This window comes from Rahnella bruchi (assembly GCF_003614975.1).
Classification (GTDB): Bacteria; Pseudomonadota; Gammaproteobacteria; order Enterobacterales; family Enterobacteriaceae; genus Rahnella; species Rahnella bruchi.
Genome location: NZ_QZWI01000001.1, coordinates 878,487 through 894,025, shown reverse-complemented (window position 1 = coordinate 894,025; position 15,539 = coordinate 878,487). Strand labels below are relative to the sequence as shown.

Genomic DNA, 15,539 nt, shown 5'->3' with positions numbered 1-15,539 from the left:
GACCATTTTTTAACGTTCAACTTCATATTGATGATGGATTTTCATCAGGCGAGCCAACGGCTGCCGGGAAATAAAGGATAGCGGTAATGACACAACCCATTTTCATGGTAGGCGCGCGCGGTGCGGGTAAAACGACGGTCGGCAGCGTTCTGGCGAAAGCGCTGGGCTATAAATTTGTCGATACCGATCTGACATTGCTGAGCACATCCGGGATGAGCGTGGCAGATATCGTTGAACGTGAAGGCTGGGAAGGTTTTCGCCGCCGTGAAACTGAGACGCTGAAAGCGATTTGTGCACCCTTCACGGTGATCGCGACCGGTGGCGGTGTGGTTCTGGCGCAGGAAAACCGTGATTTCATGCGTGATGCCGGCACGGTTATTTATCTGCGTTCGCCTGCCTCAACGCTGGCCAATCGTCTGGAAGATTCTCCGCAGGAAGATCAGCGACCAACCCTGACGGGTAAACCAATCACCGAAGAAATGAAGGAAGTGCTGAATGAGCGCGAAGCTCTGTATCAGCAGGCTGCTCATCATGTGGTTGACGGTACGTTGGATCCGGCAGGCGTGGTGAATGCCATTCTCGATACGCTGGCATTGCCGGTCGCGCGCTAAACGCCCGCCAGCACGAATGATAGCGAGCCCTGGTGGCTCGTTTTTTTATGCCTAACAATTCCGCCCCCGCGAAAAGTGTAAATTAAACGGGCCATTTTCGTGATGAATATCACGGGTGTTCAAGTATTGTGCTGATGAATGTGCAGGCGTAAAGTAATAACTCAGGTTATTATTCTTATGTCCACCTCTGCAACGGAACCCATGATGAAATCCCTGGGACATTTCTTCAGCCAGCACGCGAAAGCGATGCCTGCTATCTGGTCAGTCACGATCATTCTTGTCGAAGCCTCCATCGCGCTCTATATTTTGCGCAATATTTAATCAAAATTATCTGCTGAGTTTTACCTTCGTCACCTCATCAAAACTCGGCATTAAATCCACCTCCCTGTGGAATGAATGGTTTTAGGAATTTCTTTAAGCATATTCATTTATCTGTCTTCTTCTGCGTGAAAAATAAACGGCTTGACGCTGACTCGTATCAGCCTTAGTTTTTATTTAACTTAACAGGAACCCTGTTCCATATATCGGAACTAATCCTTATGACTACATTAGAAAATGCGGCAGCTGTGCTGAAGTTATTTTCCAAACAGGAAATCCGTCAGGGACATCCGGGTTTGTCATTCAGTGATGTTGTCGAAAATTTAAAATTACCGAAAAGCACGGTTTCGCGCTTGCTTATGACCATGGAAACGCAAGGGTTACTGGAACGCGATCCGGACAGCCGTCTTTATCGGATTGGAGCGTTATTACTGGCCGTCTCAAGCCATTATTTATCGGCGCCGCTGGTAGATTTAGCGTCGCCCTATATGACGCAACTCAGCCAGCTCACGCAATGCACCGGTTACATCTCGATGCTGGAAGGGCGGGATATTATGGTGATGCGCATGTTCCCCGGCAGAACCTATTTGCAAGTGGTTACTCCGGCGGGGAGCCTGTTGCCAGCGCATGAAACGGCCATTGGTCGGGCCATCTTGTCACGCTATACCGATGATGAAGTCCGTCAGCGTTATAGCGGTAAGTACCATGCACATTCGGTGAATGCACCGGAAAGCCTGGCTGTTTTGTTATCCCGCCTGGCAGAAGTTCGCCTTACGGGAGTGTCATTTGCCAATAACGAAACGTTGCTGGGAATAAGTACATTAGCCACCAGCATCTTTAATAAGCATCGCAATGAAATCGTGGGGCTGTGTTTATCTTTTCCATCCCCCGCACAGGGAAAAGAAATTCCGGAAGGGATCCGGGACGGGCTGGTTGCTGTAACCCGGCAACTTGCCGAAAAATTGGGTGATGAGTATTGGCATTTACCTGCCGGTAATTAACCGGAGAGGCAATGACTAATAACGGACCCAGAAAATCGCTGTTTTCACATTTGCCAACACCAGGGGCCTTATGTCAGATCAACCTGCTAAAAATAATAAGGAAAATCCGCTAAAGGATATTGGCACTCTCATCGTGATGATCCTGCTGTCTGTTTTGGGCGCAATCATCGGAGTTCAGCTGATTACCACATTAGGCGTTACGCCTAACACGTCGATTATCGGTGCGTTGTTTGCCATGTTACTGGCGCGCATTCCGATGAAGGCATTTCAGCGCTACCGTTCAGTTCACACGCAGAATCTGGCGCAAACCGTGATTTCCTCTGCGACATTTGGTGCAGCAAACAGCCTGCTGATGCCGATTGCGATTCCCTATGTCATGGGGCAGCCGCAACTGATCATGCCAATGTTTACCGGCGTAGCGGTGGCGATGTTGCTCGATGCCTATCTGCTTTACCGACTGTTTGATACCAAAGTTTTCCCGGCCAGTAATGCGTGGCCACCGGGTGTTGCTGCTGCCGAAGCTATTAAAGCCGGTGATAACGGCGGGCGTCAGGCATGGCTGCTGGTGGCCGGTGTGGTGGTCGGGCTGGCGGGTGCGATGCTCAAAATTCCAATGGCGGCCTTCGGTACGGCATTTATCGGCAATATCTGGGCACTGAGCATGTTCGGTATCGGGTTGCTTATCCGCGCTTACGCCCAGCCAGTTGCCGGTTTGGATCTGAACGCGCTGTATATTCCGCACGGCATGATGGTCGGCGCGGGGCTGGTTTCGCTGTTGCAGGTTATCCAGGTGGTACGTGCCAAGGGTAGCGACGCCAAAACCACCTTTACCCAGCCGGCAAAAGAGGTGCGTAAAGCGCTGGGGCTGGGTGCTTTCGGTTATATCGCGATTGCCGCACTGCTGGCGCTGGCCGGTGGTCTCTATAGTGAAATGTCGGTGGGAATGCTGATTGCGTTCGTGATTTACGCCGCGTTTGCCGCGTTCTTCCACGAGCTGATTGTCGGGATTGCAGCTATGCACTCCGGCTGGTTCCCCGCCTTTGCCGTGGCGCTGATTACGCTGATTGTCGGCATTCTGATTGGTTTTCCGCCGCTGGCGCTGTGCGTGCTGACGGGCTTTACCGCCGCTACGGGGCCGGCATTTGCCGATATGGGCTTCGACCTGAAAGCCGGTTTCATCCTGCGCGGCTATGGCAAAGATTTACGTGCTGAACTTTATGGCCGCCGCATTCAGTTATTCGCCGCTTTACTGGCCTTTATTATCGCCATTCCCGTGGTCTGGTACGCCCATTACGGCTACTTCGCCCAGGATTTAGTGCCGCCGGTAGCGCGCGTGTATGCCAAAACCATTCAGGCCGGAGCACAACCCGGGATCGCGCACAGCTTATTGATCTGGGCTATTCCGGGCGCATTGATCCAGCTGATTGGCGGACCGAAACGCCAGCTTGGCGTACTGCTCGCCACTGGTTTGCTGATCAACAGCGTCATGGCCGGATGGGCCGTGGTTTGCGGCATCGTATTACGCATTATCATTATTCGTATCTGGGGTGAAAAAGGGCGCACGCCAATGGAAGTGCTGGCAGCAGGTTTTATTGCCGGTGATGCACTTTACAGCTTCTTCACTTCGGTTTTCAGCGCCAAAAAGTAGTGAATACAGCACTAACACCAGGGCTTACTTTTAGCCAGCATGACACACCGACTGTTCCGCGATGAACAGCGCCCGCGACCGTTTTGCCACTGCGTCTTATACGCCGGTTACGGGGTTTTAAGAGGATTTTGTGATGAGTTTGCAACAGACATTAACCGTATTCGAACTGATTGACAGTGCGCATGTCAGCGGCCAGGACATTGTGGACTTATTCGCCGGTTATCCCGGCATAATCGCCAGCACCAACCGTGCTGACGGCCCGAAGGGCGGTACCGATTTTGTCCGCATCACCATTCCGGGCAGCAAAGGTAAGAGCAGCGGCGGCACTGCGCCAACCCTCGGAATTATAGGTCGTCTCGGCGGGATTGGGGCGCGTCCGACGCGTATAGGCCTGGTGTCCGATGCCGATGGCGCCATCGCCGCAGTGACCAGCGCACTGAAGCTGGCCGACATGCAACGCAAGGGCGACGTGCTGGAAGGCGACGTGATTATCACCACGCATATTTGCCCGAACGCGCCCACCCGACCGCACGATCCGGTCGACTTTATGGATTCACCGATTGATGACGTGACCATGAACGATAACGAAGTGGTGGAGGGCGTCGATGCCATTCTGTCTGTCGATACCACCAAAGGTAACCGGATTATCAATCACAAGGGATACGCCATTTCACCGACGGTGAAAGAGGGGTATATCCTGCGTGTTTCCGAGGATTTGCTGCGCATCATGGAAATGACCAGCGGCAAACCGGCGGTGACTTTCCCAATCACCACACAGGACATCACGCCGTACGGTAACGGTGTTCATCACCTGAACAGCATTCTGCAGCCGTCAACGGCAACCAGCGTACCGGTAGTCGGTGTGGCGATTACGGCGGAATCAGTGGTGCCGGGCTGTGGTACCGGCGCAAGTCATGAAGTGGATATCGCGCTGGCGGCAAAATTTGCCGTTGAAGTTGCGAAAGAGTTTGGCCGCGGCACCTGTCAGTTCTTTGATGCCGATGAATATCAACTCCTGTTGTCGCTGTACGGAAGCTTGCGCCACCTGCAAAACCGGAAATAATCAGATGATGACATCCTTTGCGACGTTAACAATCGGACAGGCACCACGCAGCGACATTATGCCGCTGCTGATGGCGCATCTGCCGGCCAAGTCGGTCACCCATGTGGGCCTGCTGGACGGGTTAAGCACGGAGCAAATTGAAGAGCGCTATGCACCTGGAGAAGGCGACGCGGTGCTGGTCACGCGTCTGCTGGATGGTTCGCAAGTTTCTCTGGCCGCGCCGCGGGTGGAGCGTGGCTTACAGGAAAAGATTGATGTGCTGGAAGCGCTGGGCTGCATGACTATTCTGCTGCTGTGTACCGGCGAATTTAACCATCTGCATGCGAATAATGCCCTGCTTCTCGAACCGGATCGTATTATCCCGCCGCTGATTGGCTCGATGGTCGGCCAGCACCGCGCGGGTATTGTGGTGCCGGTGGAATCGCAGGTCGTTGAACAGGCGAACAAATGGCGAAAATTAGCCAAAGCGCCGTGTTTTGCGGTCGCCAGTCCTTACCTTTCTGACGATCAGGCGCTGACGGAAGCCGCGATGCGCCTGGCTGAGCAGGGTGCGGAAGTGGTGGTACTCGACTGCATTGGTTTCAACCGCCATCACGTAGATGTGCTGAAAAAGCATCTGAATATTCCGGTGTTATTGTCGAATGTACTGATGGCCAAACTGGCGGCGGAGCTGGTGCTCTGAGGATGTCACTGAAGGGGCATACAGCTATCCACAATGGCACTGTGCGGCCCTAAAATCAAATCAGTGACACCGCTTTGCGGGCGGTGTCGTCTGGCGCAGATAAAGCGGTAATAATCAGTGACAGAAGACAGTTTCTGCCCCTAATATGAAGGCTCTGAAAATTATCGCAAAGGGCCAATCTATGTTGAAAAATAATGAGTATTTTGACGGGAAAGTGAAGTCGATTGGTTTCGACAGCGAAAGTACGGGTTCAGCCAGTGTTGGGGTGATGGCCGTCGGTGAATACACGTTCGGGACGGCTAAGCCGGAAGAAATGACCGTCATCAGCGGCTCACTGAAAGTGCTGATCCCGGGATCTCCGGACTGGCAGGTCTTTAAGCCAGGCGAAACCTTCTACATTCCGGGTAAAAGTGAATTCAACTTACAGGTTGGCGAAACCACGTCATATCTCTGTAAGTATCTGACTAAATAACGTATTCAGACACAGTAAAAACAAGAAAGGCGCCCATCCGAGCGCCTTTTCTTATTTCAGCGACGAGAGGAATTATCTCTGCGCTTCGCCGCCTAATGCTTCGATCAGGTTCTGGATCAACGCCGCCAGTTCACCGGTCATCAGCACGAAGTCGGCATCGAAACGTCCGGCGAAATCTTCGCGGTCGATGTCTTCATTTTGATCACGAATAACGTCGCTGAATTTCAGGCGTTTAATGCTGCCGTCGTCGGCCAGTACTACGGCGATACGTTCCTGCCAGTCAACCGCCAGTTTGGTGACCAGTTTGCCGTTTTCGATATGCGTGGCAATTTCATCACTGACCAGCGCCTGTTTTTTACAACGGATCACGCCGCCTTCTTCCAGAATCGCTTTCAGCTCGGCTTCGTCCTGTAAGGTGAAACCGGCAGGTGTTTCGCCGGAGCGCACCCATTCGGTCATCGTCAGTTCGATCGGGCTTTCCATGGTCAGCGGCACGACCGGCAGCGAACCCAGGCTTTTGCGCAGCAGCGCCAGCATATCTTCGGCTTTTTTGGCACTGGCGGCATCGACCATAATCAGGCCGTTGACGGTATCAATCCACATGAACGTCTGGCTGAAGCGGCTGAATGCGCGCGGCATCAGGCTGTGAAGGACTTCATCTTTCAGGGAATCTTTCTCAGTCTTTTTCAGTTTGCGGTGTTGTTCACCTTCAAGCTGATCAATTTTGGCCTGCAACTCCTGTTTAATCACCGGAGAAGGCAGAATTTTTTCTTCTTTGCGTGCGCATATCAGGATCTGCCCGCCGTTGACGTGAGTCAGCGCGTCGCCACCGTGAGAACCCATCGGTGAAACCCAGCCTGTTTTCGCCATGTCCTGGCTGCCGCACGGGGTAAAGGTGAAAGCACTGAGCTGTTTTTCCATCTCGTCAGCAGATAACGAAACTTCACGGCTCAAACGGTAAACCAACAAATTCTTAAACCATAACATGGCGTTATCCCTGTTCCGGCGCACTCGTGGTACGCTGAGTAAATGAATACAGGGCGGCATGATAACCAATTGAGCGCCGGTCGTCGTTAAGAAATCGCCGCGCCCTGTAACATTGCATAACAGCTTATTCTGGTGACAGAGGCCGCGGGCTTCTAAACTGAACAGACTCAGAAAAACTGACCCTGCAGGATATAAAAAGGAGACGAAAACGTGCGAATTGGCATTGATTTAGGCGGCACAAAAATAGAAGTCATTGCGTTATCTGATGAAGGCAAAGAGCTGTTTCGCAAACGGGTCGATACGCCGAGAAATGACTACGAGCGCACACTTAAAGCCATTGAAGGGTTGGTGACGGATGCCGAAAAAGGCACCGGCCAGCGCGGCAGCGTGGGGCTCGGCATCCCCGGCACGTTATCGCCGTTCACCGGCAAAGTGAAGAATGCCAATTCGGTCTGGCTGAACGGTCAGCAACTGGATGAGGATCTGGCGCTGCTGCTAAAACGCGAAGTGCATATTGCTAACGACGCCAATTGTCTGGCGGTATCTGAAGCCACCGATGGTGCGGGCGCAGGTCGTCACACCGTGTTTGCCGTGATTATCGGCACCGGCTGTGGCTCCGGCATTGCGCTCAACGGCGTGGCGCACGCGGGCGGCAACGGTAACGCAGGCGAGTGGGGCCACAATCCGCTGCCATGGCAGGATGAGGAAGAGATGCAGTTTGCCCGCGAAGTGCCGTGCTACTGCGGAAAATCAGGCTGTGTTGAGACGTTTGTTTCCGGCACCGGTTTTGCCGAAGACTACTTTCGCCATTCCGGTCAGCGGTTAAAAGGCGCAGAAATTATTGCGCTGGTGGAGCAGGGCGACGAAATGGCAGAGCTGGCGCTGGGTCGTTATGAGCGCCGGCTGGCAAAAGCCCTGGCGAACGTGGTGAATATTCTCGACCCGGACGTGATTGTTTTCGGCGGCGGTATGAGCAACGTGGATCGTTTATATCAGACCGTTCCGCTGCTGATTAAACAATGGGTGTTTGGCGGCGAATGTGAAACGCCGATGCTCAAAGCGGTTCACGGAGATTCGAGCGGTGTGCGCGGCGCAGCCTGGCTGTGGCCACAGTCGCGTTTTGCGTTGTAAGATTTAATTCATCGAGTGAAAATCACAGGGGTGCAGAATTTGCGCCCCTGATCTTATCGTCCGTTAAAGCGCCATCTCCCGTTTAAACACTTCCAGCGTATGCGCCTTCACGCGGATAAATTCCGGGTGGCTCATAATTTCTGAACCGCGCGGACGTGGAAGGTCGAACGGGACAATTTCCGCAATCTGCGTCGGTCGCCGCGTCAGCAGTAAAATCTCATCCGCCAGAAACACTGCATCCTCCAGATCGTGCGACACAATCAGCATCGTGACGCCGGTCGCCAGCTGAACTTCCTGCAATTTATCGCGGATAAACAGCGTCATTTCAAAATCCAGCGCCGAGAAAGGTTCATCAAGGAACATTACTTCCGGACGCGTCGCCAGCGCCCGCATGATGCACACCGTTTGCTGCTGGCCGCCGGAAAGCTCATAGGGATAGCGCTTCAGGTCGAAACGGATATCAAACATCTGCGTCAGTTCTTCCACGCGCGCATTGACGTCCGCTTTGCTCATACCGTGGCGGATCAGCGGATACGCGATGTTGGCACGCGCACTCATCCATGGAAACAGCGCGTCGCGGTAGTTCTGAAAGACATAACCGATGGTGGTCTGCGCCAGCGTTTTTCCGTCAAACAGAATGTCGCCTTTGTCCACCGGGATCAGCCCGGCGATCATGTTCATTAAGGTCGATTTACCGCAGCCGTTCGGGCCGAAGATCGACACAATTTTTCCGCGCGGCAAGTCGAGATTAAGATCGGTATACAGAGGTTGTCCGGCAAAGGCCTTGCTCAGTCCGCGGATCGTCACATGGGTGTCCGGGCGCGTGGCGTATTGCGGCAACTGCGGGCCTTTATAATCAGGATTCAGCGAGAGAGGTTGCGTCATGCTTTGCTACTCCAGTGGACGGTTTTTTTCTCGATCAGCAAAAAGGCCAGATTCAGCAGATAGCCCAGTGCGCCGGTTATCAGGATCGACGCGTACATATCTTTGATGTTGAACACCTGTTGGGCATCGATGATCCGATGACCGAGGCCGGTTTCGGATCCGATAAACATTTCGGCGACGATCACGATCACCAGTGCAATCGACACGCCGGTGCGCAGACCGACAAAAGTTTGCGCCAGGCTTTCCATCAGCAGAATGTCTTTAAAAATATGCCAGCGGGAAATCCCCATCACTTTGGCCGCCATCAGCCGGGTTTTCTTGGCATTCATTACGCCATACGCGCTGTTAAACAAAATAACCAGCACCGCAGCAAAAGCGGCGATGGCGATTTTGTTGGCATCGGTTATGCCGAAAATCAGCATAAACAGCGGGATGAGCGCTGATGACGGCGTGGAGCGGAAGAAGTCGATGAGAAATTCGAGGCTGCGGTAAATCTTTTCATTGCTGCCTAAAATCACCCCGAGCGGTACGCCAATCACTGCGGCAAAGGCGAAAGACACCAGCGTGCGATATAACGTGGCGCCGATATCCGTACGCATGGACGTATCGAAAAATGACTGAAACATGTAGCCAATCGTCTCGACGGGCGAAGGCAGAAGCACGGGATTCAGCCATTTTGCGCTGACGGCCAGCTGCCAGAACAAAAACAGCAGTACGGGGCCGACCAGCGGCAGTAACCTTGAAGACCAGCGTGAAGTCATCCTGTTTCTCCTTATCCTTTATAAATCAGTGAAGCAACATCCACCGGTTTGCTGAAGATTTTTCTTTCCGTAAACACGTCATAAAACTTCTGGAACCATTGCAGATTGTCGCCTTTCAAATCGGGATACATCACAAAGCCCGGCAGCGGCACTTCTTTGACCAGCGCCGGTTCAATGCTGGTGTAGCCGGCGACGTTTTCACGGGCTTTATCAGGATGCGCGGCAATGAATTCCACCGCTTTCTGATAAGCGGCAATAAACTTTTTGGTTTCTTCGGGTTTGCTGGCAATAAAGCTGGAGTTCAGCGCCGCTGCACCGCCAAACCACGGAGCCTCGGCATTGCCGAGCACATATTTAGAAATCACGCCGGTTTCTAATGTGCGGGAGAGATTTTTCATGCGCCCGACGGTGCCGGTTGGCTCGAGCGTATACACGCCGTCAATTTGTCCGGCGGCCAGCGCGGGTGCATGCTGCCCGACAGGCAGCTCGATCACTGAAGGATTGGTGAAACCATTTTTCTCCAGAATGATCTTTGCCATCGTCACGTTCTGGATCCCCGGCCCGCAGGCGATCTTCTTGCCTTTCAGGTCGCTGATCGTTTTCGCGGTACTGTTGAGCGGCACCAGAAATTCATCCAGAACCAGCTTATGATTAGACGGATTCGAGCAGATGATTTTGAACAGATCCGGTGACGTGATTGCCCCCAGTCCCAGTGCGCCGGTGGCTGTACCATTGGCACAGCCGTGGATCCTGCCAGTGATCATCCCTTCGACAATTTGCTGTGCGCTGGCAAATTTCACGCCTTTCACATTCAGCCCGGCCTCTTTAAAAAAGCCCTGTTCCAGTGCGACATATAACGGTAAACCGCCAACAATCGGCCAGTAACCAATACGAATTTCATCGTCATCGGCTGCAAAAACAGATGTCGGGATCATGCCACCAAGAGTGGATACGCCGCCGGTAATGGCGAGCCATTTCATCAGCTGGCGGCGTTTTTTATCGACTTCAGGTTTGATGTTTTTCATGGGCGGTTCCCTTAGCGGTTATGTGGGCGCTGCAACTTGTACTGCAACTTGTATACATAACGTTAAGCACAGGGCGTGCCAGTTTACCGGCAGGAGGGAATTAGCGGGAATTCAGCGGCTTGGAAAGGAGTCAGCGCACTGCGTTGGTGCGATTTTTGTGCAAGTACTCACAATCAGGATCCATTGCGGAGCAGATGGCTAGCAATTTATCAGCCAGATGCTCCGCTTAATCCCTTGTCAGACTTTAAATTCACTGCTCAGGCGGCTGACGCCCAGACCGTTTACCTTGGTGACTTTTATCTGCACCGGAATGCGGTCTTTCATCGCTTCGACATGGCTGATGACGCCGATGGTTTTGCCCGACGCATTCAGACTGTCGAGCGCATCCAGCGCGGTATCCAGCGTGTCGGCGTCGAGCGTGCCGAAACCTTCATCGAGGAACAGCGAGTCAATGCGGGTTTTATCACTGACCAGATCCGAAAGCGCCAGCGCCAGTGCCAGACTGACCAGGAAACTTTCGCCGCCGGATAACGTGCGGGTGTCGCGCACCGCATCGGCCTGCCAGGTATCGACCACCTGTAACTCCAGCGCATCGCTGGTTTTACGCTGTAACAGATAACGTCCGTGCAGTTTTTCCAGCTGACGGTTCGCCAGATACACCAGATGGTCGAGCGTCAGACCCTGCGCGAATTTACGGAATTTCGCCCCATCGCTGGAACCAATCATCTGATTGAGATAACCCCAGTCGTCGCAGGTCAGCTGCGCCTGTGCAATCTGCGTAATCAGCGCCTGCTGATTGCCGCTTCTTGCTTTATCGTCGTTGAGCTTATTGGTGATTTCTCCCAGACGCTGTTGTAACGCTTTCAGCTGCTGTGCCAGTTCTGCCTGCTGCGCCGTCAGGGCCTCAAGATCGCTTTGCGTTTCACTGAGATGAACAGGGCGGGCGAGCCGATGTTTTTCCAGCTGTTGTCTGGCATCGCTCAGCAATGCGTTCGCCTGCGCCAATTGTTGTTGCAGATGTTCTTTACGTTGCTGAAGCTGCTGACGCAGCGCGTCGTCGAGCAACGCCAGTTTCACCGCGGCTTCATCGACAAATCCGCTGGCGCTCAGCGCCTGTTGCCATGCCTGCTCCGCCTGCGTCAATTGTTCTGCGGCCTGCAATTGTTGCTGCTGCGTACCCGCAAGCTGACCGGCCAGCTGATCGCGCAGTTCCTGTGCTTTTTGCAGCGCGGCCTGTGCGTCACTGACCGCTTTTTCTGCCGCCAGTTGTTGCTGATGTAAGTGCTCGCGAACCTGCGCCACCTGGCGATCACCGAACAGTTCAAGGCGTTTGGCATTCAGTTCAGAAAGGGATTTCTCGCCCTCTGCAAACAGCTTTTGCAGCCGCGCAAAGTCCTGCTGAGATTTGGCCTGCGTCTCTTCCAAACGGGTAACGCGTTCAGTCAGCAATGCGCTTTGCTGCTGTACTTTTTGCTGCGCATTCAGAGCGTCATTCAGGGCATCTTTCGCCTGTTGCAACGCCCGCGCCAGTTGTTCGTGCTGGCCAATCAGCGCCTGCGACTGTTGCTCTTCTTCGTCGCGGGCGGTCAGCCATTGCGTGATGTCAGCGGCGTCATGCAGTGTGAATGTCAGGTTCAGTGGCGCGCTGAGTCGCTGCCAGTTTTCGGTATGCGCGTTCAGTTGCTGGCTTTCCTGCTCCAGCTGGGTTTGCAGGCGGGTTTGCTGCTCTTTAAGACTTTTGATTTTCGCTGCCAGCTCAATGCCGCTGGCTTTTGCCGCATCGAATTCCAGCTGCATTTTCTCGACGCGCTGCGCCGTTTCGGAAGGCTTAATCTCCTGATAATGTTCAATAGCCGGATGAGATGTGGCGCCGCACAGCGGACAGGCTTTGCCGCTTTGCAGATTTGCGCGCTCGGCTTCGAGGCTGACAATCAGCATTTCCTGTTTATGCAGCGCTTTTACATCGTTCAGATGCTCAAGCTGTTTCTGACATTGCAGGCGGATTTTGCCCAGACGCTGTTCTTCGTCAGCCAGCTGCGTCTGATACTGTGCAAAATCTTTATGTTGCTGCTGCACCCGCTGGTTGAGTTGCGGGAAAATTTGCGCGAGTGAAAACAGCTGCTGGCGGACGGGACGTAACTGCGTGAGTTCGGTTTGCCGTTTTTGCAACGCTGCCAGCGGATGCTGTTTTTCCAGCTCAGCCTGACGCTGTTGCGCGGCGTTCAGCGCATCAGTCAGCGCGGTCTGCCGGGTCTGATGCTGGCGGCTTTCTTCATCCAGTTTCTGCCGTTCGGCGGTCATCTTCACCAGCGTCGCATTATGCTCACTGATCAGTTTCTGCCCCTCACTGACCGACTGCTGTGTTTCAGCCAGTGATTTACGCCACTGGGTGATTTCACCCTCCAGCGGCAGGATTTGTTCTTCGATCAGCGTCTGCATCTGACGCTGTTCTTCCGCCTGTTTCTGGCGCGCCGTTTGCGCCTGCTCCACCGCCAGATTCAGCGGTGTCATCTGCGCGATTTGCTGATCCTGTTGCTGCGTCAGTTGTGTCAGTTGCTGCTGAAGACGTTGCGATTCATCCTGACAGCGCTGGCGATCATTGAGCAACGGACGCAGTTTTTCTGCCGGTTCGCTGCGGGCCAGCTGTTGTAACTGCGGCGCAGCGGCCAGATTTTCCTGCTCTGCGGCGGTCAGTTGTTGCTGAGATTGTTGCTGTTTTTGCTGCACCTGCTGCCATTGTTGCAGCCAGTTGAGATCCAGCTGGCGTTGTTGCGCCTGCTGGCTGAGGCTGATTTCCTGCGTGTTCAGCTCAGCAAGTTGTGCCTCCAGCGCCTGACGTTGTTCTTCGCTGAGCAGCTCGATTCCGGCCATGCGCTGATGCAGGCCGTCGAGCGTAATACGCGCTTCTTTATGTTGCTCAAAAACGCGCTCAGACAGCAGCCCGTAAATTTCGGTGCCGGTCAGTTCTTCCAGTAATTCGGCACGGTCATTAGCATCGGCATTCAGAAACGCAGCGAAGTGCCCCTGCGAAAGCATCATCGATTTGGTGAAACGGCCAAAATCCAGCCCGGTCAGCGTGGCGATGGCGTCGAGTTTGTCGCGAACTTTATCGGCCAGAATCTTGCCGTCTGCCAGCAATGCCAGCTCGACTTTCGGCGCCTGTAAATTACCGTCCGGCGAGTTTTTGGCGCGTCGCTGGCTCCAGAATGCGCGGTAACCTATGCCTTTGACTTCAAACTCGACTTCCGCCAGCGACTCAGCGGTGTGGCGGGTCATCAGTTCATTCTGACTTGGCGTGATGTTCAGCCGGGGTGTCTGGTGATAAAGCGCCAGACAAATGGCATCGAGCAGGGTGGTTTTCCCCGCGCCGGTCGGGCCGGTGATGGCGAATAATCCGTTGCTGGAGAACGGTTCGGCGGTGAAATCAATTTTCCATTCGCCTTCCAGCGAGTTCAGGTTTTTTAAACGCAGGCTGAGAATTTTCATTGTGCGCCATCCTCTGCATTCTGAACGCTGGTGACCTGTTCAACGACCTGGGCGAACAAGGTGCGCATCCGCGCCTGGCGCGGCTCGTCAGGGTCTGGTTCCAGTGCCAGTCGCCGTTCAAACACATCGCTGACGCTCAGTTCGCTGAGCGTTTCCTTTTCCTGCTGTTCAATACTGTTAATGCGCTGCTCTTTGCTGCGACGTAACAGCACCACTTCCACCGGCAGATCGGCGGTCAGCGCCTGAATGCGGCGCTGAATATCACTGAGATAATCTTGCGTGGCGACTTCGATATCCAGCCAGACCGGTTTTTGCGTATCGCCGCCAGCAAACTGCGTCAGCTGCTTTTCAATCTCTGCCAGTGAGCCTTTGATTATCTGCATCGGCTGAAAAACGGGGATCTCCAGTGTATCGATGGTGTTGAGCGTCGCGCCGTCGAAATCAAGTAAGTACACACTTTTGGTTTTGCTCAGTTCGTCAAAGCTCAGGGCAATCGGCGAACCGCTGTAACGGATATGTTCGGTTTTGGCGACGCATTGTGCGCGGTGAATATGGCCGAGCGCCACGTAATCGACTGGCGGAAAAGCCTGCGCCGGAAACGCATCGAGCGTGCCTATATAAATGTCGCGCACGGAATCGGACGTACTGACGCCAACGGTGGTCAGATGGCCGGTAGCAATGATGGGTAACGGCACGCCGAGTTCATCTCGTTTGGCCTGTGCGGCCTGCCACAGCGCATCGTAATGCGCGGCGATAGCTTCTTGTAATGCCAGCTGTTTGTCGCTGCCGGATTGTCCCGCCTGACTGGCGAGCAAATCACGCGGGCGTAAAAACGGAATAGCGCAAAGCACCGCGCCCGGTTTCCCATCACGCTGGTTGAGCACTAAAATCTGTTCAGAGAGGTTTTCGCCGACGGTCGCAATCACCCGCGTATTCAGGCAGGAAAGCAACTCGCGTGATTCATTCAGCGTGGCGACGGAATCGTGATTACCAGCCAGCACCACCAGCTGACAGCCGGTTTGTTGCAACCCGACGACGAAGCGGTTGTAAAGCTCACGGGCATAGCTCGGCGGAGAGCCGGTATCGAAAATATCGCCCGCTACAATCACGGCATCTACCTGATGTTGCTGCACCTGACCGGTCAGCCAGTGCAAAAATGCCTGATGTTCGGCAGCACGGCTTTTGGTGAAAAAGTACTGGCCTAGGTGCCAGTCTGATGTGTGGATCAGGCGCATGAGACTCCCGTGTGAATCCTGGATGACGACAATGAGGCAAAGTATAAACGTCGGCGGGGGAGGCTGTCCCCGATAAATCAGCCGAGTTTCATGATGATGGCGGCTAAACAGGAGGAAATTATCTGTCATATTTGACTGTAATGAACCATCCTTTCTATTCATAAATCTGTCACAAAACTGACGCATAATGGCGCCCGCAATCAAATAAAAGATCGCTAACCTATTGGCAGGACC

At 53.8% G+C, this 15,539-nt stretch carries 13 protein-coding genes; 7 read left to right on the top strand and 6 right to left on the bottom strand.

Annotated features, from left to right (window positions below; translation table 11 throughout):
• The first annotated feature begins 86 nt into the window (after positions 1 to 86).
• From aroL to ppnP, 6 genes are all read left to right on the top strand, one after another.
• A complete protein-coding gene (gene aroL / locus D5398_RS04270) occupies positions 87 to 611 on the top strand; it encodes a shikimate kinase AroL (protein WP_120506463.1) in 525 nt (174 codons plus the stop codon).
• A 539-nt stretch (positions 612 to 1,150) separates the two neighbouring features.
• On the top strand, positions 1,151 to 1,930 hold the full coding sequence (locus D5398_RS04265; RefSeq protein WP_120506462.1) for an IclR family transcriptional regulator: 780 nt from the start codon (positions 1,151 to 1,153) through the stop codon (positions 1,928 to 1,930).
• 70 nt (positions 1,931 to 2,000) lie between these two features.
• The gene (locus D5398_RS04260) at positions 2,001 to 3,578 is read left to right on the top strand and encodes an OPT/YSL family transporter (RefSeq protein WP_120506461.1); all 1,578 of its coding nucleotides are present in this window, start codon (positions 2,001 to 2,003) and stop codon (positions 3,576 to 3,578) included.
• Between the two features lie 133 nt (positions 3,579 to 3,711).
• Positions 3,712 to 4,641, top strand: a complete 930-nt coding sequence (locus D5398_RS04255) for a DUF1177 domain-containing protein (RefSeq protein ID WP_120506460.1) — start codon at positions 3,712 to 3,714, stop codon at positions 4,639 to 4,641.
• Between the two features lie 4 nt (positions 4,642 to 4,645).
• Positions 4,646 to 5,323: an AroM family protein gene (locus tag D5398_RS04250; RefSeq protein WP_120506459.1), complete on the top strand. Its 678-nt coding sequence runs from the start codon at positions 4,646 to 4,648 to the stop codon at positions 5,321 to 5,323.
• Positions 5,324 to 5,504: 181 nt separating this feature from the next.
• A complete protein-coding gene (gene ppnP / locus D5398_RS04245; RefSeq protein WP_013576688.1) occupies positions 5,505 to 5,795 on the top strand; it encodes a pyrimidine/purine nucleoside phosphorylase in 291 nt (96 codons plus the stop codon).
• A gap of 72 nt (positions 5,796 to 5,867) precedes the next feature.
• Here ppnP and rdgC read toward each other — a convergent pair whose 3' ends face one another.
• The gene (rdgC, locus tag D5398_RS04240) at positions 5,868 to 6,782 is read right to left on the bottom strand and encodes a recombination-associated protein RdgC (RefSeq protein WP_120133570.1); all 915 of its coding nucleotides are present in this window, start codon (positions 6,780 to 6,782) and stop codon (positions 5,868 to 5,870) included.
• Between the two features lie 210 nt (positions 6,783 to 6,992).
• Here rdgC and mak point away from each other — a divergent pair, with 210 nt between their 5' ends.
• Complete coding sequence (gene mak / locus D5398_RS04235; RefSeq protein ID WP_120506458.1) at positions 6,993 to 7,913, top strand: fructokinase; 921 nt, start codon at positions 6,993 to 6,995, stop codon at positions 7,911 to 7,913.
• A 63-nt stretch (positions 7,914 to 7,976) separates the two neighbouring features.
• Here mak and D5398_RS04230 read toward each other — a convergent pair whose 3' ends face one another.
• From D5398_RS04230 to sbcD, 5 genes are all read right to left on the bottom strand, one after another.
• Positions 7,977 to 8,798 (bottom strand): ABC transporter ATP-binding protein, encoded by an 822-nt coding sequence (locus tag D5398_RS04230; RefSeq protein ID WP_229920935.1) that lies wholly within the window; start codon positions 8,796 to 8,798, stop codon positions 7,977 to 7,979.
• The gene (locus D5398_RS04225; protein WP_120506457.1) at positions 8,795 to 9,559 is read right to left on the bottom strand and encodes an ABC transporter permease; all 765 of its coding nucleotides are present in this window, start codon (positions 9,557 to 9,559) and stop codon (positions 8,795 to 8,797) included. The genes D5398_RS04230 and D5398_RS04225 overlap by 4 nt, the downstream gene beginning before the upstream one ends.
• Before the next feature lie 11 nt (positions 9,560 to 9,570).
• Positions 9,571 to 10,584, bottom strand: a complete 1,014-nt coding sequence (locus D5398_RS04220) for an ABC transporter substrate-binding protein (protein WP_120506456.1) — start codon at positions 10,582 to 10,584, stop codon at positions 9,571 to 9,573.
• A 237-nt stretch (positions 10,585 to 10,821) separates the two neighbouring features.
• Complete coding sequence (gene sbcC, locus D5398_RS04215) at positions 10,822 to 14,070, bottom strand: exonuclease subunit SbcC (RefSeq protein ID WP_120506455.1); 3,249 nt, start codon at positions 14,068 to 14,070, stop codon at positions 10,822 to 10,824.
• A complete protein-coding gene (sbcD, locus tag D5398_RS04210; protein ID WP_120506454.1) occupies positions 14,067 to 15,305 on the bottom strand; it encodes an exonuclease subunit SbcD in 1,239 nt (412 codons plus the stop codon). The genes sbcC and sbcD overlap by 4 nt, the downstream gene beginning before the upstream one ends.
• Positions 15,306 to 15,539: the final 234 nt, after the last annotated feature.